The organism is Streptomyces sp. NPDC045026 (assembly GCF_056432625.1).
The window spans coordinates 196,193-214,665 of record NZ_JBWKIS010000010.1 but is presented as its reverse complement, the minus strand read 5'-3'; the positions used below and the strand labels follow the sequence as shown (position 1 = coordinate 214,665).

Below are 18,473 nucleotides of genomic sequence, written 5' to 3'. Positions count from 1 at the left end.
ACATACCCGCGCCTGGTCAGCGCATTGTGATCATCGAGGACGACGAGGCCCTGGGGCGCTCCGCCGCCGCTCACATCGGCCGCTGGTACGGCACGGTGCACCGCCTGCCGCGCCCCGACGACGACACGCTGCGCCAGCATCTGGACCGGTCCGTCGACGCCGTCGCCGTCGTCTCGCGCGACGACATCGTGGCCCTGCGCTACGCCTTGCTGGCCGAACACCTCGAGCCGGGCATCCGGTTGGTCGTGACCCTCTTCGACCGCACCGTCGCCGACGAGGTCTCCCGCACCGTCCCCAACTGCACCGTCCTGAGCATGACCGATGCCATCGTGCCCAGCCTCCTGGCCGAATGCCTCGCCCCGAGCTACGCCATGCTCCAGCCCGAGGGCGGCGGCGTCATCGCGGTCCGGCGGGAGAACGGGGCCACCTCCGTCGAGCACCTGCACGGACGGGCCCTCGCGGCCCACGCAGCCGTTCACCCCCGGGCGTCCTTCCGTGCCTGGCTGCGCTCCCTCGGGACCTCCGCGAAGACGCTCATCGCGAGTCTGACTGCTCTGTCGGTGGCCTTCTCGGTGGACATCGCCCTGGGCGTGCTCGTCCTGCACGAGCACTGGACCGACTCCACGTGGAACGCCGCCCGCGCGCTCACCACGATCGGCTCCTCGCCTGCGGCCGAACACGGACCGGGCTGGTACAAGGTCCTGTCCGCCGTCTCCATGCTCGCCGTCCTGGTACTGGCGGCCATCTTCACCGCGAGCGTCGTCGACCGTTTCACCGGGCACCGCATGACGAGCATTCTGGGCGCACGCTCCATCCCGCGCCGCGGCCACGTCATCGTCGTCGGCCTCGGTCAGGTGGGCCTGCGGCTGTCCGCGCGGCTGAAGGACCTCGGTATCAAGGTCGTCGCCGTGGAACGAAACCCCCAGGCCGCGTGCCTCCCCCTGGCCCGCTCCCTGAACATCCCCGTCGTCCTCGGCCGCGGCGGTGACCGTTTCCTGCTCGAACGCCTCTCCGTCCTGCGGGCCCGCGGTCTTGCCGCGGTCGGGTCGGACAGTCTGGCGAACATGGCTGTCGCCGTAGCGGCCCGTGCCGTCGCCCCGGACCAGCGGATCATCCTTCGCGCCGGAAGCGACGAGGTCACGACGGATTCGCAGTCCCTGTTCCGGATCGGTGCGGTGTGCGACTTCCCGCGCATCGTCGGCGCGTTCGTCGCCGCGTCGGTACTGGGCGCCGAACCGTCCAGCGTCTTCGTCGCCGAAGACCGCACCTGTGCACTGTTCCCGGACGGCCAGGTGGTCGACCTCGCCACCTGGGACACACGCCCCGCCGCGCACCGGCTCACCGCCCTGGCCCGCAACACGACTGACGGGTGACCAGGCGCGCGGCGGACGCCGCATCAGCACGTCTTGGGGTAGGGAACGTCAGGGATGTGAGCCTTCCATGCCGCCTTGGACCGCACGCCGCAGATCCGGACCCGCCACGTACTCGCTGACGACGAACGGGACCGGACCGTCGAGGTCGTCATGGAGGATCCTGATCGTGCAGAAGGGCGCCGTGCGGCGCCAGGCCCGTAACTCCTTGCGGAGCATGTCCCGGTCGGCGGCGCTCACCCCGTGCAGAGCCTTGACGGCGACCCGCCCGCCGTCGGTGCCGTGCCCCTCGTAGACCACGCCCTGCCCGCCGGAGCCGAGTCGGCCGTCGAGGTAGAAGGTCCCCAACTGCCGTGGGTCGCCGGGTCGGGGAGAAGTGGTGCCGCCAGGACAAAGCCTCCTGAAGAGCAGCGGCCTGTGTCGCGGGAGCATCGCGTGGCGCGTCGCCACGGCTTGAAGGATGTGCCCGTCCGTAGAGAGCAAGAAAGGCGCAGAGAGCAAGAAAGGCAAGGAGGACTTGCCACTCCTTGCCACTCTCAACTTATAGCGCAGTGGGGGCCTTGCGGCAAGGCCCCCGTCATGCCGCACAATCGCTGGCCGAAGCCCGAAGCTGCGGAAGTGGGAGATCAACGAAGTGCATGTGCTGTTGTCGGTTCATGGGTCGTGCGGTGGCGTCGCGCCGGTGTGGGCGCTCGGCGCCGGCATGCGCGTCTGCGCACCGTCGGACCTCGCGGGCGTGACCTCGGATCGGAGCTGATGACATTGACCGCCACGACCACCAGTGCGTTCGGCCTTCCCGGGCGTCTCTCCTCCAAGGCCGATCCGACGCTGATCGCTCGGGACGAGCAGCACTTCGCAGCCATCGCGAAGAGCCTCGACCAGACGATCACCGAGCTTTCCGACCGTCTCGACGCCCTGCGCAAGGCCCCCGGCGGCATCGGCCGGGAGGCGATGGACCGGGACTCGGAGATCCACCGGCTGACCGGCCGCCTGCGCGCCCTGCGACGTTTCGGCCTGGACCTGTGCCTGGGCCGTGTCGTCGGCGCTGACGACGCGGAGCCCCTGTACATCGGGCGGCTCGGCCTCACCGACAGCGAAGGCCACCGGCTGCTCGTCGACTGGCGTTCCCCGGCCGCCGAGCCGTTCTTCGCGGCGACCCACGCCAACCCGATGGGCCTGACGAGCCGCCGCCGGTACCGCTGGACCAGCGGCCGGATCAGTGACTACTGGGACGAGGTGTTCACCCCCGACGGACTGGAACAGCGCGCCGCACTGGACGATCAGTCCGCGTTCATCGCCAGCCTGGGCAGCAACCGGTCGGCCCGTATGCGCGATGTCCTCGGCACCATCCAGGCCGACCAGGACGCCATCATCGCGCGGGCTCCCGCGGGGCGCTCGTCGTCGACGGCGGCCCCGGCACGGGCAAGACCGTCGTCGCTCTGCACCGCTCCGCGTACCTCCTCTACTCCGACCCGCGTCTCAGCCACCGTCGGGGCGGCGTGCTGTTCGTCGGTCCGCACCGGCCCTATCTGGACTACGTGGCCGATGTGTTGCCCAGCCTCGGAGAGGACGGCGTACAGACCTGCATCCTCCAGGACCTCGTCACCGAGGGAGCCACGGCGATCGCGGAGACCGATCCGGACGTGGCCCGCCTGAAGTCCTCCGCCGACATGGTCCGGGCGATCGAGAAGGCCGTCAGGTTCTACGAGGAGCCGCCCACCAAGGGCATGACCGCCACGACGGCCTGGTCCGACATCTGGGTGAGTGCCGACGACTGGGCCGAGGCCTTCAAGGCGCCGGGCCCGGGTGCTTCGCACAACGAGGCGCGCGAGCAGGTCTGGGAGGAACTGGCCACGATCCTCATGGACAAGCAGGCCATGGACCGGGCCGAGGACGAGGACGAGGACGGTGTCTCGCCCGACCTGTTCCTGCGGTCGCTGCGGCAGGACAGGGATCTGGTCGCGGCTCTCCACAGCGCGTGGCCGCTGCTGGACGCCACCGACCTCGTCTCCGACCTGTGGACGGTCCCCGCCTACCTGCGCATGTGTGCCCCCTGGCTCGACCGCGACGACGTGGCGAAGCTGCAGCGCAAGGACGCGCCCCAGGCCTGGACGGTGTCCGACCTGCCGCTCCTGGATGCGGCACGGCAACGCCTGGGCGACCCCGAGGCGGCGCGGCGCAAGCGTCAGCACGACGCCGCGGTCGCTGCCGAGCGCGAGCGTATGGCCCTCGTCATCGACGACATCATCTCGGCCGCCGACTTCAACTCGGCCGGTGACGACAGTGAGGGCGCGGTGCGGATGCTGCGCGGGAAAGACCTCCAGGACAGCCTGATCGACGAGAGCGCGCTGCCCACCGCCGACCCGGACCGGCTCGCCGGCCCGTTCGCGCACATCGTCGTGGACGAGGCGCAGGAGCTGACCGACGCGGAGTGGCAGATGCTGCTCCTTCGCTGCCCCTCGCGGAGCTTCACCATCGTCGGGGACCGCGCCCAGGCGAGGCACGGGTTCACACAGTCGTGGGAGGAACGCCTGGAGCGGGCCGGCCTCGACCGGATCAAGCCGGCCTCCCTGAGCATCAACTACCGCACTCCGGAAGAGGTCATGACGGAGGCGGAGCCCGTCATCCGGGCCGAGCTCCCCGACGCGAACGTGCCGACGTCCATCCGCAGCAGCGGCATCCCCGTCGTCCACGGACCGGTCACGGACCTGGACTCGATCCTCGACACGTGGCTCGCCGCGCACGACGAAGGGATCGCCTGCGTCATCGGCGCCCCCGCGTTCCGGGCCACGTCGCGCGTCCGGTCCCTGGCCCCGGCCCTGTCGAAGGGCCTCGAATTCGACCTGGTCGTCCTCGTCGACCCGGAGGAGTTCGGCGACGGAATCGAAGGAGCGGTCGACCGCTATGTCGCCATGACCCGGGCGACGCAGCAGCTCGTCATCCTGACGAGTTCCTGACCTGGGGGGAGCTCGGCGGGATCGCTGCCCAGTGATGGTGGGGTACGCCGCCGAAGGGTGACGGGTGTGCCCGGGTCCGCCGCGTACGTGGCGGACCGGGGCACACGGTCGTGTCGTATCGGTGTGCCTCTCTCGGTATGCGTCTCTTCGGTATGCGTCTCTCAGGTGCGGTCGTCGACCAGACGGACCAGCTCCTCCTGCCCCGCCAGCGCGCGGCATCGGCAGTCCGCCTTCGGACTCCAGCGTCATCAGGCGTCGACGGCCGCCTGGCCTTCGTGGAAGCCGAGGTCCATCAGTCCGTCCACCGGCCCGCTGCTGCTCCACTCGTGTTCCTGCCCGTCGCACCGGGCCTCGGTGCCGCCGAATCCGAGCCGCTTGCCGTCCTGGACCAGGTTGCTGGAGACGAACACCACGCGAGCGGGTGACGAGGCGTCGCAGCGGTAGGTGCCGGAAAGGGTAAGGGTTCCGTCCGGCGCGATACGGGCCTGCTCGTGTGCGGAAATTCTTCCGCTGAAGGAGTCTGCCGACGCACTCGGGCTGAGCACGACAACTGCGGTCAGGGCGGCCAGGGCCAGTGCGGGAAGGGGCATGAATTCCTCCGTGGGGGGCTGGTCGGCGGTGAATCCGACGCACCGCATTGTGCTGATCACGCACACGGAGCTCACTCGCAGTCATCCGGATGTCGGGGTCATTGCCCCGGACGGCCGCGTGGGCATGGCCGCGGGTGCCGATCAAAGCGATGCCCGGAGACGATGTGCGGCGTCTGCCCGACGGCGTGGCGGTGCCGGCCGGTGAGAGGAAAATCCCGGGAGGAAACTCGCCTCCTCGGCAGCAGAATGCCTCCATGCTCACGCTCACCGACATCGCCGAGGACCCGCTGATCCTGACGCGCGGCCTGCGCCTGCGCGACGCTTCGCCGGCTGTCCTGCGCCCTCTCGTCCACGCCGACGCGGAGCGCCTGGCGGACTTCCTCGCGGGGCTTTCCCCGGAGTCGAGGCGGCTGAGCACCTTCGACGGATACGACTTCGCGGCGGCCCGGGAGCTGTGTGCCGCGATCGCGCGTTACGACAAACTGCGGCTGGTGCTCGAGGACGAGTCCTCGGAGCGGATCGTGGGCCTGTTCGAGCTGAGCCTCGCACTCACCGCCTCGGACATCGCGCGTTACCGGGCCGCCGGGATCCACCTCACCGAGCGGACCGACTGCCGCTTCGGCCCGACCCTGGCCGATGCGTACCAGGGCAGCGGGGCGGGCTCGCTGGTCCTCCCGTTCGTCACGGAGGCCGTACGACTGCTCGGCAGGTCGCGGATCATCCTGTGGGGCGGCGTCCTCGCCGACAACGCGCGGGCGCTGCGTTTCTACGAGAAGAACGGGTTCCAGCTCGTCGGTCCCTTCACCGGACCGCACGGCACGCCGTCACTGGACATGATCCTTCCCCTCACCGGGCACGTACCGCCGCTGCCCACTTGACCTGCGCTATCACCGGAGCCGGCCGCTGCCCCGGCATCGGAGGCGGACTCGTCCTCAGGTCCCGGCTCCACCCGCGGTCTGCACCCGTGGCTCTACAAAAGGGGTTCTGCGGTCATACCGGGGGATGACCGGCCGCCGCGTCCGACTACCGCAGGCGTGGGCCGGAGTCCGGCCCGGAGTCTGACATCCGGGCAGCGGAATGCGGCGACGATAGAGGGAGAAATCCTGCTGACTTCCCTGACGTGCCATGGCACCGCCGGGCGGTCGCCCCTGCCTCCGCCTCCACCCGACGGGAGTCTCTTTCGCCGTGGCTACCTTCCTTTACAAACTAGGGCGCCTCTCTTTCAGGCGGCGCCGCTATGTGGCACTCCTGTGGGTGCTGCTCCTGGGCGGCATCGGATACGCGTCTTCGGCCGCGCCCGCGCCGCCCGCCGACTCGTTCTCGATGCCGGGAACGGACTCCCAGAAGGCCTTCGACCTGCTCGATGAGCGCTTCCCCGCCGCCAGTGCGGAGGGCGCGACCGCCCGCGTCGTCATCCGGGCGCCGGAGGGCGAGAAGATAACCGACCCGGCCGCGAAGGCCGAGGTCAAACAACTCGTCACCGCGCTCGGCAAGGGGTCGCAGGTCGCCGGCGTGGCCGACCCGTACAAGGCGAACGCCGTCAGTAAGGACGGCACCACCGCGTACGCGTCCGTCACCTACAAGGTGATCTCGACGAAGCTCACGGACAAGACGCACGACGCGCTGACCGACGCCACCGACAAGACGCGCGCCGAGGGCTTCACGGTCGAGACGGGCGGTGACGCCGTCCAGGCCGAGCAGGAGATGGGCGGCTCGGCCGAACTCATCGGCATCGCCGTCTCCGCGGTCGTGCTCGTCATCACCTTCGGCTCGCTGATCGCCGCCGGCCTTCCGCTGCTGACCGCCATCATCGGCGTCGGAATCGGTGTCTCCGGCATCGCCGCCCTGGGCAGCGTCCTCAACCTCTCGGGCACCACCTCGACGCTGGCCATGATGATCGGGCTCGCGGTCGGGATCGACTACGCCCTCTTCATCGTCTCCCGCTACCGCGCCGAGATCGCCGAGGGCCGGGAACCGGAGGAAGCGGCGGGCCGGGCCACCGGCACCGCGGGCTCCGCCGTGGTCTTCGCCGGACTGACCGTCATCGTGGCCCTCGCGGGTCTGTCGGTCGTCAACATCCCCATGCTCACGAAGATGGGCCTCGCGGCCGCGGCCACCGTGGCCATCGCCGTACTCATCGCGCTCACCATGATCCCCGCGCTGCTCGGTTTCGCGGGCAAGCGTGCCCTGCGCCGCAAGGACCGTAAGAACCTCGCGAAGCCGGCCGCCGCACACAGTGCAAGGGATGCCAAGGGCGCCAAGCCCAACCTCGGCACCCGCTGGGCGCGCCTCGTGCTGCGCCGGCCCGTCACTGTGCTGCTGATCGGTGTCCTCGGTCTGGGCGCGGTCGCCATCCCGGCGACGAGCCTGGAGCTCGGGCTGCCCGACGAGGGGACGTCGGCGCCGGACACCACGCAGCGCAAGGCGTACGACATGCTGTCCGAGTCGTTCGGGGCGGGCTTCAACGGCCCGCTGATGGTCACCGTCGACACGGGCGGGGCCAAGGACGCCGCTGCGGCGGTCAAGACGGTGGGCGCGTCCCTCGCCAAGGTCGACGGCGTCGCCGCGGTCACCCCCGCCTCGGTCAACCCGGCCGGTGACACGGCGATCCTCACGGTCGTCCCGACCACCGGACCGAGCGACCACAAGACCGAGGAACTCGTCAAGACGATCCGCTCGACCACGAGCGGCCTGGAGGCGGACACCAAGTCCGATGTCCTGGTCACCGGGCAGACGGCGATGACGATCGACTTCTCCCAGACGCTCAACGACGCTCTCCTGCCCTACCTGGGACTCGTCGTCGGACTCGCCTTCCTGCTCCTGATGCTGGTCTTCCGCTCGGTTCTCGTCCCGCTGAAGGCGGCCCTGGGCTTCCTGCTGTCGGTCGCCGCGGCGCTCGGCGCGGTCGTCGCCGTGTTCCAGTGGGGCTGGCTCGCGGACATCTTCGGCGTCGACCAGCCGGGCCCCATCATGTCGATGATGCCGATCTTCATGATCGGCGTGGTATTCGGGCTGGCGATGGACTACGAGGTGTTCCTCGTGACGCGAATGCGCGAGGCGTACGTCCATGGGGCCCGCCCCCCCGAGGCGGTCGTCACCGGCTTCAAGCACGGCGGCCGGGTCGTCGGAGCGGCCGCGATCATCATGATCAGTGTCTTCTCCGGGTTCATCATGGAGAACAACGACATGATCAAGATGATGGGCTTCGGGCTCGCCATAGCGGTGTTCTTCGACGCCTTCGTCGTCCGCATGGCGATCGTCCCGGCGGTCCTCGCGCTGCTCGGCAAGTCGGCCTGGTGGCTGCCGCGCTGGCTCAACAAGGTCCTGCCCAACGTGGATGTCGAGGGCGAGAAACTGCACAAGACGCTCGCGCCGTCGTCGCAGGCGGCCGAGGGCAAGGACGAGGAGTACCGGGAACTGGAGCCCGTACGCGGCTGATCGCGCGGTCCCGCCCAGTCCGGGACCCTGCCCCGCCGCAAGCCCGCCGCCCCGATGATCACGGTCACCGGGGCGGCGGGCTTACCTCGTCATCACGACCGCCCCTGCAAAGACAGCGGTCGGCGTATCACCTTCAGCTTCACCTTTACCTTTACCTTTACCTTTACCTTCAGCTTCAGCTTCAGCTTCAGCTTCAGCCGCGGATCATCGACATCAGCTGCCGGTGGGTCTCGGCGTCGGCGGCCACCACAAGTCCGCGCCCCGCAGACCCGGTCGGAGCACCGTCGACCCCGGTGACCACGCAGCCGGCGGCCCGGCACAGTGCGATGCCGGCGGCGAAATGCACACTCCCGGTGAGGTCACCGCCATCGGTGATGTACGCGGCGCGCTTGCCGGCCGCGACCCACGCCAGCGCCAGCGTCGTCGACACGACCCGCGGCCGGAACCGCTCGACGAACGCGGGATGGGCCAGCAGATCAACGGCCCGGAAGCCGGGCCGGCCGATGAACGGCGGGTCCAGGTTGACATCCACGAGCGAGGTGGCGGGGGTCGGGGCCAGCGGCTCGTCCACCCCGTCGCGCCGCACCCACGCACTCGTCCCATCCGTGAAGAACACCTCGCCGCTGAACGGGTCGGCCACCGCCGCCGCTCCATCGCGCAGCGCCACGTTGACTGCAACGAGCATGCTGCCGACGGCGTAGTTCAGCGTGCCGCACAACGGATCCACCAGCCATTGGCGCGCGGCATCGGCCGTGCCTTGCTGCCCACCTTCCTCACCGACCACCGCGTCGTCGGGGCGGGCGGCGCTGATGACGTCGACAATGGCCTTCTCGGCCTCCACGTCTGCGACGGTGGCAAAGTCCCCCGCGCCCTTGTCGATGCGGGTGAGGCGTCGCCCGTACAGGCTGCGCACCACGTCGGCACCGGCACTCGCCGCGGCTATCGCGACCACGGAATCGTCAGAACTCGCAGATGAATTGATCACGCGGTGCAGAGTATCGGGCGGCGCCGGACCCGGCGGCGAGAAGCTCACCGCCGGGTCCGACCAGGGTGCACATCGCGTGGCGGACAGGTCGTTACGACGCCGCTCGCCGGGTCCCGGCTTCCACGGCGGCCGGTTCACTCAGGCCCAGGTGGTCGCGCAGCGTGATGCCCTCGTACTCCGTGCGGTACACCCCGCGCTCCTGGAGCAGCGGGACGACGGTGTCGGCGAAGGCATCGAGGCCACCAGGGGTGATGTGCGGGACGAGGATGAAACCGTCGGCCGCGTCCGCCTGGACGAAGTCGTCGATGGTCTGTGCGACCGTGGCCGGGGAGCCGACGAACGACTGGCGGTTGCCGGTCTCTATGACGAGATCGCGGATCGACCACTTGTTGGCGGCTGCCCGCTCGCGCCACTCACGGGCGGTGGCCAGCGGATCGCGGTACATGCGGACCTGGGCGCGGCCGCGCGCGACAGTGTGCTCACCGAGGTCGGGGTCGATGTCGGGGAGCGGGCCGTCCGGGTCGTAGCCGGAGAGGTCACGGTTCCAGACGAACTCCAGGTGCTTGATCGCGGTGGCGCCGCTGACCTGCTGGCGGCGTACCTCGTGGGCCAGTTCCGCCGCTTCGGCGTCGCTCTGGCCGAGTACGAACGTCGCCGCCGGCAGGATCAGGAGCTGGTCGTGCGTACGGCCGTGGCGGGCCAGCCGGCCCTTGACGTCCGTGTAGAACTCCTGTCCTTCCTTGAAGGTGCTGTACCGGCTGAAGATCGCGTCGGCGCTCGACGCGGCGAACTCGCGCCCCTCGTCGGAGTCACCTGCCTGGAAGATCACGGGGCGGCCCTGCGGGCTGCGCGGGACGTTGAACTGCCCGCTGATGTCGAAGTGCTGTCCCTGGTGGACGAACGCTCCGGCCTGGGCGTCGCGCAGGAAGGTGCCGCTCGCCTGATCGGCGACGATCTCGTCGCCGTGCCACGAGTCGAACAGCTCGCTCGCGGTGGTCAGGAACTCCTCGGCCCGCGAGTACCGCTCGTCCTTCGGCAGGAACCCGCCGCGCCGGAAGTTCTCGCCGGTGAACGCGTCCCAGGAGGTGACGACGTTCCACGCGGCACGCCCGTCCGAGAGGTGGTCGAGGCTGGCGAACTGGCGGGCGACCTCGTAGGGCTCGTTGAAGGTGGAGTTGATGGTGCCGGTCAGTCCGAGGCGCTCGGTGACAGCGGCGAGGGCGGTGAGGATCGTGAAGGTGTCGGGCCGCCCCACGACGTCCAAGTCGTAGATTTCTCCGCCCTGTTCCCGAAGCCGCAGTCCTTCCGCCAGGAACAGGAAGTCGAATTTGGCCCGCTCGGCGGTCTGCGCGAAGTGCGCGAACGAGCTGAACTCGACGTGGCTACCCGCCTTGGGGTCGCTCCAGACGGTGGTGTTGTTGACGCCCGGGAAGTGGGCCGCGAGGTGGATCTGCTTGCGAGGCATGGTCTGTGGTCCCTCCGGCTCAGACGGTGGCGGTGGCGGTGGCGGCGTAGCGATTGGCGGGGTGCGCGAGTCCGAGGAGTCCGCGCAGGGTGTCGGCCTCGTACGCGCTCCGGAACGCTCCGCGCCGCTGCAGCTCGGGAACGAGTCCCTGAGTGATCGCGGGCAGGTCGTGGCCTGCGACGGCGGGGCGCAGCCGGAATCCGGTGAGGCCCGCCTGCTGCAACTCCTGCAACAGATCGGCCAGTTGAGACGGGGTGCCGGTGAAGATCCGGGCGTCGCTTGTGTACGTGTAGCCCGCCAGGCCGTCGAGGCGTTCGCGCCGTGCCGCCGCCGCGGCCGGGTCGTCGTCCAGGTAGACCACGAGGTCACCGAAGACATGGACGGGCTCGTCCGCCCGTCCGGCCGCGGCCTGTCCGGCACGGATCTCGTCGACGACGGCACGCGCCTGGTCCGCGTCGTGCGGGGTCACGTACCCGATGTCGGTGGAACGGGCCACGAGCTGGAACGGCACGCTCCCGTGGGCCAGGGCGCTGACGACCGGCTGGCCTTGGGGCGGACGGGGCGTGATCGAGGGGCCCTTGACGCTGAAGTGCCTGCCCTCGAAGTCGATGTAGTGCAGCTTGTCGCGGTCGATGAAGCGGCCGGTGGCGACGTCGCGGATCTCCGCGTCGTCCTCCCAGCTGTCCCACAGCCGGCGCACCACTTCGATGTAGTCGGCGGCTTCGTCGAAGAGGTCGCCCGTCAACTCCTTCGCCTCCGGGCTGCCCAGGTCCTCGATGCGCAGGGCGGGGAATGTGCGGCGTCCGAAGTGCGCGGCCTCGTTCCGGCGTGCCGACACCTGTACGCGCAGGCCCGCGCGGCCTGAGCTCACATAGTCGAGCGTGGCGATCGCCTTGGATATGTGGAACGGCTCCGTGTGGGTGGCCACCACGGTCGGCACCAGGCCTATGTGCCGGGTCACCGGGGCGACGCGGGCGGCTGTGAGTACGGCGTCGAGGCGCCCGCGGACCTGGTCGGTGCGGGTGTCGGGTTCCGTGAAGTGCGAGGACTGGGGCCCGAGTCCGTCCTCGATCGTCACGAAGTCGAGCAGCCCACGCTCGGCTTCCTGAACGAGGTCGGCCCAGTAGCGGGCGGTGAACAGCTCCCGGGGCCGGGACACTTGCTCGCGCCAGGCGGCCGGGTGCCAGCCGGCGCCGTCGAGCGCCACGGCGAGGTGCAGTGGGGAGGACGAAAGAGGGGAAGCGGGCAGCGCAGAAGACGAGGACACGAAGGGGTGCCTTCCTGATCGACCGTACGAGATGAGCGCCCCTCCGGCAGAGGCAGACAGAGCCAGGCAGAGCCAGAGGGTGCGACGGCGAAGAATCGGTCAGGAACAACAGAGCGCGCCGGCCACGCGCTGGAGGTCGATATGGGCCCGGGTGTACAGGTACACAGGGCGGTATGGGGCGAGGACCGGGACGCGCAGGCACGACACCTGGGTCATGAACGCCCCCTCCCCCTCATCGCCGGTGCACACCGCATTGTCAGTAGGAACGGCCCGCCACCGCCGTCTGTTCCCGCTTCCGGCCCCGAACTCGCACAGAGCCGTCCTGTTACTACCCGGGAGCCCTCTCGGTGAACAAGGGCGCCTACAACCGGGGCCCTCCATGGAAGCGTACGCGGGGTGCGATCACGCGGCCGGCTTGCCCGGCTGGTCGTGGGTCGAGCAGTGGATTCCGCCTCCGCCACCCGCGATCGTGTCGATCTTCACGGGCACGATGTCGCGTGTGGGGAAGTGGTCCTGGAGGATCCCCTTCGCACGGTCATCGGCCCGGGTGTCGCCGAACCGCGGCATGAACACGGCGCCGTTGGCGACGTAGAAGTTCGCGTACGTCGAAACGAAGTCGTCACCACGGCCGGTGATCTTGTCGAGGTCCGGCTGAGGAAGGTCGACGACCTCGAGACGCTTGCCGCGGGCGTCCGTGGCTTCCTTGAGGACCGACCTGGCCTGGTCCGCCGAGCGCGACCACACGTCCGGCGGGCTGCCGGGGTACGCCTGGTCCACGAGGACGACTCCCGGCGCGGTGAACCTGACGAGGCTGTCGACGTGGGCGTCGGTGATGTCCTGGCCACGCACCCCGGCCAGCCAGAGCACCTTCTCGACACCGAGGGTGCTCTTGAGTTCGGCCTCGATCCGGTCACGGCTCTTCCCGGGGTTGCGGTTCTTGTTGACGACCGAACTCTCGGTGAGCAGCAGGGTGCCCTCGCCGTCCGTCTCGAAGGATCCGCCCTCGGCGACGAGCGGGGCTTTCGAGCGCGCGATGTCGTACTTCGCCAGCAGGAGACGGCCGACCTGCGCGTCGTTGCGGTGTACCTGCTTGTTGCCCCACCCGTTGAAGTTGAAGTCAACTCCCAGCAGACGGCCGTCCGACTCCTCGACGAACACGGGGACGATGTCGCGCGCCCACAGGTCGTCCACTTCGAGGGGGATGACCTCGACCTGGGAGCCGCAGGCACGCTGGGCGGCGTCGGCCTGTTCCGGCCGGGCCATGAGCACCACCGCCTCGTACTCCGCCACGGCCCGCGCCACGCGCGCGATGTCGTCGCGCACGGCGGGCAGATCCTCGAACCACACCGACTCCAGCGCGGGCCAGGACATGAACGTACGGGTGTGGCTGTCCCACTCCGCGCCGAACCTGCGGCCCGACGCCTTCACCCCCGTCGCGGAGGACGAGGACGCCGAGGAGGCCAGTTCGTCACCGGGACCGCAGGCGGCGGCTCCGAGGGCGAGCGCGCCGATGCCGGCGAAGGAACGCAGGGCGCTGCGACGGGACATGGGGGGATGGGGCACTGAGAACTCCGGAATTCAGCTGACGGGCCCCTTCAGGATTGCTGGATCCTGAATCGTGGGGCTCTGGGGAAATGAGATATCCGACGGCGGCTGCCTTTTCGGGTATCTGGATGCGTCTTCAGGTATCCGCGTGCGTGTGGGGTCTACGGCACGGGTTCGTGCATGGTGGAGCAGTGAATGCCGCCGCCACCGCCCATGAGGCGGTCGACGTCGAGCTGGATCACCTCGCGCCCGGGGAACGCGTCGGCGAGAGCCTCGCGGGCGGCGTGGTCCTTCGTCCGGTCGCCGAACTGCGCGGTGATGACAGCGCCGTTGACGACATGGAAGTTGAGGTACGAGTCGACGAACTGCGAGCTGCGCGAGTGGACGCTGTCGGGTCCGTCGATCCGGATGACCTGGAGTCTTCTCCCTCTGGCGTCGGTCTCGCCGGACAGGATCGCGAACTGCTCACGCGCGTCTCGGGCCCAGACGTCTCCCCTGTCGCCGGGAGGCATCTGCACCATGACGACGCCGGGACGGATGAAGCGGGACGTGACGTCGATGTGGTTGTCGGTGATGTCCCGCCCGCGGACACCGGGGACCCAGATCATCTTTTCGGCGCCGTATACGGTCAGTACGGCCTCCTCGATTTCCGTCCGGCTCATTCCGCGATTGCGGTTCTTGTTGACGAGGCTGCTCTCGGTGGCCATCACCGTCCCGTCACCGTCGGTCTCGATCGATCCGCCTTCGCCGACGAAGTCCGCCCATTCGAATTCGAGTTCATTGAATTCGGCGACCCACTCGGCCACGGCGGCGTCATCTCGATGCGTCTGCTTGTGCCCCCACCCGTTGAAGTTGAGGCCTACGGCGTCACGGCTTCCCCGGCCGTCGCGCCGGAAGACGGCGCAGGTGTCGCGCATCCAGAGGTCGTCGGTGGGGATCGAGGTGATGACGGTGACGTCCCTGCCGCAGGCGGCCCGCGCGTCCTCGGCTGTTTCCTCGTCCGGGGCACACATGATGACGGGCTCGTAGGCGGCGACTGTGCGGGCGATGAGAGCGATGTCCTGCTGGACTCCGGACAGCTGGCGGCCCCAGATGGATCTGCTCGCCGGCCAGGACATCCATGTCCGCACATGCGGGACGTCGTCCGCCGGCACGTGCCAGCCGTCGTCGGCGGCGTGATCGTGCCCGGCCTGCCGCGAGGGGCTCGCCCCGAAGAGCGAGTCGAGCAGACGCCTGCCCAGGGGAGGTTCGTTCATGGGGGCTCCACATCAAGTGCTGTGTATTGAGCGGCTGTTGAGAGGCTTCTGTGCGACTGCTGTGCGGCCGCCGAGGCCACGGAGATCGCCAGGGAGCGGTCGTCGGCAGGAGGAACTGCCAGGGCTTCACAGGGGTCGAGCCGGAAGCCTCTACGGCGTTCACCGTTCACGCACGCCGTGACGGAAGCCGGCGGCCTGCGGCGCCTTCGCGACTGCCGCACTCACCCGTGTCCCCCGGGTCGCATGACGCGATCCAGGCAGGGAGCGAGCCGGGTGGCTCGGTGTCACCATGCCCCCATTGTGACACTGACTGGATTTTCAGTCAAAGAGCCGCGCCGAGCTCAGGATGTTCAGCCAACCGCCAGCCCCAGGACCTCAGCCCTGCAGATCAGTCCTGCAGATCAACACCACTGATCAACGCCCTGGACCGGGAAGGAGCTCGCGCTCCAGAGCGGCGGCCACATGCGCCCTGGCCTCGGCGGTGGTGAGCAGGCCGGCGAGCCAGCGCCCGCTCAGCCCCTCCACCAGCGAAGTCAGCCGAACCGCGGCAGCGCGCGAGTCCACCGAAGGCGGGATGTCCCCCTCGTCCTGACCGTCCTCGATCACCTCGGCCAGCTCGACGAGCCAGCGTTCCGTCAGCGTCGCCAGGACCGGCCGCAGCACTTCGTCGAAGGTGGCCGCCGCTCGCACCTCGCCCCACACCGCGGAGTTCTCGCGTACGGCCCGCTCGTCCTGGAACTCCCCGACCAGCATCCGGAGCAGCAGCTCACGGATGGGGGCGTCATCGCCGTCGGAGACACCCGAGTACCCCTCGGCCCGGTCGTTGACATACTCCAGGGCGCTCGTGACCAGGCCCGACCGGTCGCGGAAGTGGTAGTAGATCAGGGTCTTGGACACACCCGCCTCGGCGGCGACCTCCTCGACCCGCAGTCCTCTCACTCCCCGCAGGGCGATCACCCGGCAGGCGGCTTCCAGCAGTTTGGCGCGTCGCGTACTCACGTCCGTACTGTAACCAGCAGGTCACGGCGGGGGTGCGGCGCACACCACCGGGCGGGCAGCGCAGGGACGGGCACCACCTACCGGCGCTCCAGCCGCCCCAGTTCGGCGTCGATGGCGTCGAGCATCAGCTCGCGGGCGTGCTCGAGCGGGAGGATGCCGCTGAGCCAGCGCATGCTGATGCCCTCCACCAGAAGCGTCAGCCGCTCGGCCGAGGTCGCGAGGGCGGTGACAGTGGCCATCGGCCGTACCTGGCCGAGCAGTTCGGAGATTTCCTGCACCCAGACCAGCGTCGCCCTGGCCAGGTCTTCCCGCAGATCGGGGTCGAATATGGCACTGGCGCGCAGCTCGCCCCACGCGGTGCTGTTCTCGCGTACGACCGGCTCGTCCTGGAGTTCCAGCAGGAGGGTGCGCTCCAGCTCCTGACGCGGGGTCAGGGGCTCGGCGTCCGCGTCACGCTCCGTGGTGTAGCGCTCGGCGCGGTCGTTGATGAACTCCAGGGTCCGGCGCAGGATCCCTGCGCGGTCCTTGAAGTGGTAGTAGATGAGTGCGGTGGACACCCCGGCCTCGACGGCCAGCTCCTCCACCCGCAGCCCGCGCACTCCGCGGCGGGCGATGACCCGCGCGGCTGCCTCCATGATCGCTGTTCTACGGTCGCCCACGATTCCTACCCTAACCGCTTCCACCGGCCGAGCCTCCCGTCATATTGACTGAAACTTCAGTCACGGGCACCATGCAGTGCATTCCCCTCCCCCATCTCGCGCGTGCCGCACGCAGCCCCCTTTCCGTCATCCCTGAGAGAGCCACCGCATGACCTCCGACCGGCGCGCCGCGCCAGCCCCCTTCGAGGCCCTGTCCACGGACGATCCGCATGAGATCGGCGGCTACCGGCTGTGCGCCCGGCTCGGCTCGGGTGGCATGGGCCATGTCTACCTGGCCTTCACCCCCGGAGGCCGGCCGGTGGCACTCAAGGCGGTGCGACCGGAGCTCGCCGGGGACACCGCGTTCCGCCACCGGTTCGCCCAGGAAGTGGCGAACACGCAGCGGGTCCACGGCCTGTACACGGCCCCGGTGATCGACTCCGGCACGGACGCCGCGACACCTTGGCTGGCCACCGCCTACGTACCGGGGCCCTCGCTGCACGAGGTCGTCCACCGGCACGGCCCGCTGCCGGTTCCGACGGTACTGCTGCTCATGGCCGGCATCGCCGAAGCGCTCCAGGCGATCCATGCTGCCGGTGTGGTCCATCGCGACCTCAAGCCGGCCAACGTACTGCTCGCCTCCGACGGCCCACGGGTGATCGACTTCGGCATCGCCCGCGCCGCCGACGCCGTCGCGCTCACCAGCGCGGGCCTGCAGATCGGCACACCTGCCTTCATGGCTCCCGAGCAGGCCCTGGGCAGACCTGCCACGCCCGCCACGGACATCTTCGCGCTCGGCGCACTGGCGGTGTACGCGGTCTGCGGCGCGCCACCATTCGGCGGCGGCCCTGAGTCCGCGGCCCTGTACCGGGTCGTGCACGAACAGCCCGACCTCGCGCACGTACCGCCCGAGCTGCAGAACCTGCTGTGGCAGTGCCTCGCGAAGAACCCCGGGGAACGGCCCGGCGCCGGCGCCCTGATCGAGGCCGTGCGCCACCATCCGGCCGCGGGGGCACAACTGCGGTTCACCGACGGATGGCTGCCGCACGCGATCCGTGCCGACATAGCCCACCGCAGCGATCTGCCCGAACCCCTTCAGCCGCCGCACGCCCAGCCCACGATGACGGCCACCCCGACAGCCCCGGCCCGCACGGACACGGCCGTCACCGCGCCGCCCCCGCCACCCCGCCGCAGGAGGCGCCGGCGCTGGATCGTGCCGACGGCGATCGTGGCCGTCCTGGTCGCCGGAGCGACGGCCTACCGCCTCGGCGGCCCAAGCGGCAACTCGTCGAAGACGAACGGCCACAGCGGCCACAGCGGCCACAGCGGCCACGACCGGAGCTCGCCCCCACCGTCGCGGGCCCATTCGCCACAGCCCTCGAAGGCGACGGCCCCGCCAGGCGCCGGATACCGCCAGGTGTACGCCGATACGGAGCTGACCTCGCCCGACCCGAGCTACGAGTTCGACCTGCGCAGCGGCACGGTCGCCCCCGAGTCCACCGCCGCCTGGTACCTGGCACGCACCGCCGACGAGTTCGAGTTCCCCGATGACAGCGACGCCTACATCGCGTACGACGACACGCTGTCCCCCGGCGGCTGCGAGGAGGGAATCGACAGCGAGCCGGTGACCACGCTGAAGTTCGACGACCTGGAGGACTGGCGGCCGTTCTGCATCCGCAGCGCGAACGGCAAGGACATCGCGATCGTGCATCTCCTCGACGCCCCGACAGGGACCGACTCCGTAACGGTGTCCGTCCGCTACTACCGAAAGAGCGCCTGACGCACGGCCGCCGGACCGCCCGGCGGCCCCGCCCGGCGGATGCTCGTAGAAGTCACGCCCAGAAGTCACGTCACACTCATTGACTGAATTTTCAGTCAGTGACATCTTCGGGTCAGCACCTGCTGAGCCACCACAGAGAGCACACAGAGAGCGACTCACCACCATGCATCTCGACGACGCCAC

Annotated in this window: 14 protein-coding genes and 1 pseudogene; 5 read left to right on the top strand and 10 right to left on the bottom strand. The window is 69.6% G+C overall.

The window, feature by feature from the left end; translation table 11 throughout:
• Positions 1–26 precede the first annotated feature (26 nt).
• Positions 27–1,373, top strand: a complete 1,347-nt coding sequence (locus tag AC07EJ_RS22900; RefSeq protein WP_478884833.1) for an NAD-binding protein — start codon at positions 27–29, stop codon at positions 1,371–1,373.
• Positions 1,374–1,421: 48 nt separating this feature from the next.
• On the opposite strand, the gene AC07EJ_RS22895 is transcribed toward AC07EJ_RS22900, so the two are convergent.
• A complete protein-coding gene (locus AC07EJ_RS22895; RefSeq protein ID WP_389482822.1) occupies positions 1,422–1,718 on the bottom strand; it encodes a hypothetical protein in 297 nt (98 codons plus the stop codon).
• A gap of 414 nt (positions 1,719–2,132) precedes the next feature.
• Here AC07EJ_RS22895 and helR point away from each other — a divergent pair.
• Positions 2,133–4,327: pseudogene (gene helR / locus AC07EJ_RS22890) on the top strand (RNA polymerase recycling motor ATPase HelR).
• 248 nt (positions 4,328–4,575) lie between these two features.
• On the opposite strand, the gene AC07EJ_RS22885 reads toward helR, so the two are convergent.
• The gene (locus tag AC07EJ_RS22885) at positions 4,576–4,917 is read right to left on the bottom strand and encodes a DUF6299 family protein (RefSeq protein ID WP_389482825.1); all 342 of its coding nucleotides are present in this window, start codon (positions 4,915–4,917) and stop codon (positions 4,576–4,578) included.
• A gap of 254 nt (positions 4,918–5,171) precedes the next feature.
• Between AC07EJ_RS22885 and AC07EJ_RS22880 the strand changes: the two genes are divergently transcribed.
• Both AC07EJ_RS22880 and AC07EJ_RS22875 read left to right on the top strand, forming a co-directional pair.
• Positions 5,172–5,795 (top strand): GNAT family N-acetyltransferase, encoded by a 624-nt coding sequence (locus AC07EJ_RS22880; RefSeq protein ID WP_389482828.1) that lies wholly within the window; start codon positions 5,172–5,174, stop codon positions 5,793–5,795.
• A 307-nt stretch (positions 5,796–6,102) separates the two neighbouring features.
• Positions 6,103–8,355 (top strand): MMPL family transporter, encoded by a 2,253-nt coding sequence (locus AC07EJ_RS22875; protein WP_478884832.1) that lies wholly within the window; start codon positions 6,103–6,105, stop codon positions 8,353–8,355.
• Between the two features lie 193 nt (positions 8,356–8,548).
• Here the strand turns inward: AC07EJ_RS22875 and AC07EJ_RS22870 are convergent, their stop codons facing one another.
• The 8 genes from AC07EJ_RS22870 to AC07EJ_RS22835 form a co-directional block, all read right to left on the bottom strand.
• The gene (locus AC07EJ_RS22870) at positions 8,549–9,340 is read right to left on the bottom strand and encodes an inositol monophosphatase family protein (RefSeq protein ID WP_478884872.1); all 792 of its coding nucleotides are present in this window, start codon (positions 9,338–9,340) and stop codon (positions 8,549–8,551) included.
• Positions 9,341–9,431: 91 nt separating this feature from the next.
• Entirely contained in the window at positions 9,432–10,805 is a 1,374-nt protein-coding gene (locus tag AC07EJ_RS22865) for an NtaA/DmoA family FMN-dependent monooxygenase (RefSeq protein WP_478884831.1), read from the bottom strand.
• 19 nt (positions 10,806–10,824) lie between these two features.
• Positions 10,825–12,072: an LLM class flavin-dependent oxidoreductase gene (locus AC07EJ_RS22860; protein WP_478884830.1), complete on the bottom strand. Its 1,248-nt coding sequence runs from the start codon at positions 12,070–12,072 to the stop codon at positions 10,825–10,827.
• 99 nt (positions 12,073–12,171) lie between these two features.
• Positions 12,172–12,288, bottom strand: a complete 117-nt coding sequence (locus AC07EJ_RS22855) for a putative leader peptide (RefSeq protein ID WP_389482839.1) — start codon at positions 12,286–12,288, stop codon at positions 12,172–12,174.
• Positions 12,289–12,474: 186 nt separating this feature from the next.
• Positions 12,475–13,620: an agmatine deiminase family protein gene (locus tag AC07EJ_RS22850; protein WP_389482841.1), complete on the bottom strand. Its 1,146-nt coding sequence runs from the start codon at positions 13,618–13,620 to the stop codon at positions 12,475–12,477.
• 158 nt (positions 13,621–13,778) lie between these two features.
• On the bottom strand, positions 13,779–14,873 hold the full coding sequence (locus tag AC07EJ_RS22845; protein ID WP_478884829.1) for an agmatine deiminase family protein: 1,095 nt from the start codon (positions 14,871–14,873) through the stop codon (positions 13,779–13,781).
• A gap of 414 nt (positions 14,874–15,287) precedes the next feature.
• A complete protein-coding gene (locus tag AC07EJ_RS22840; protein WP_389482846.1) occupies positions 15,288–15,872 on the bottom strand; it encodes a TetR/AcrR family transcriptional regulator in 585 nt (194 codons plus the stop codon).
• Positions 15,873–15,949: 77 nt separating this feature from the next.
• Complete coding sequence (locus AC07EJ_RS22835; protein WP_362903386.1) at positions 15,950–16,507, bottom strand: TetR/AcrR family transcriptional regulator; 558 nt, start codon at positions 16,505–16,507, stop codon at positions 15,950–15,952.
• Between the two features lie 172 nt (positions 16,508–16,679).
• Between AC07EJ_RS22835 and AC07EJ_RS22830 the strand changes: the two genes are divergently transcribed.
• Positions 16,680–18,290, top strand: a complete 1,611-nt coding sequence (locus tag AC07EJ_RS22830; protein WP_389482848.1) for a serine/threonine-protein kinase — start codon at positions 16,680–16,682, stop codon at positions 18,288–18,290.
• Positions 18,291–18,473 lie beyond the last annotated feature (183 nt).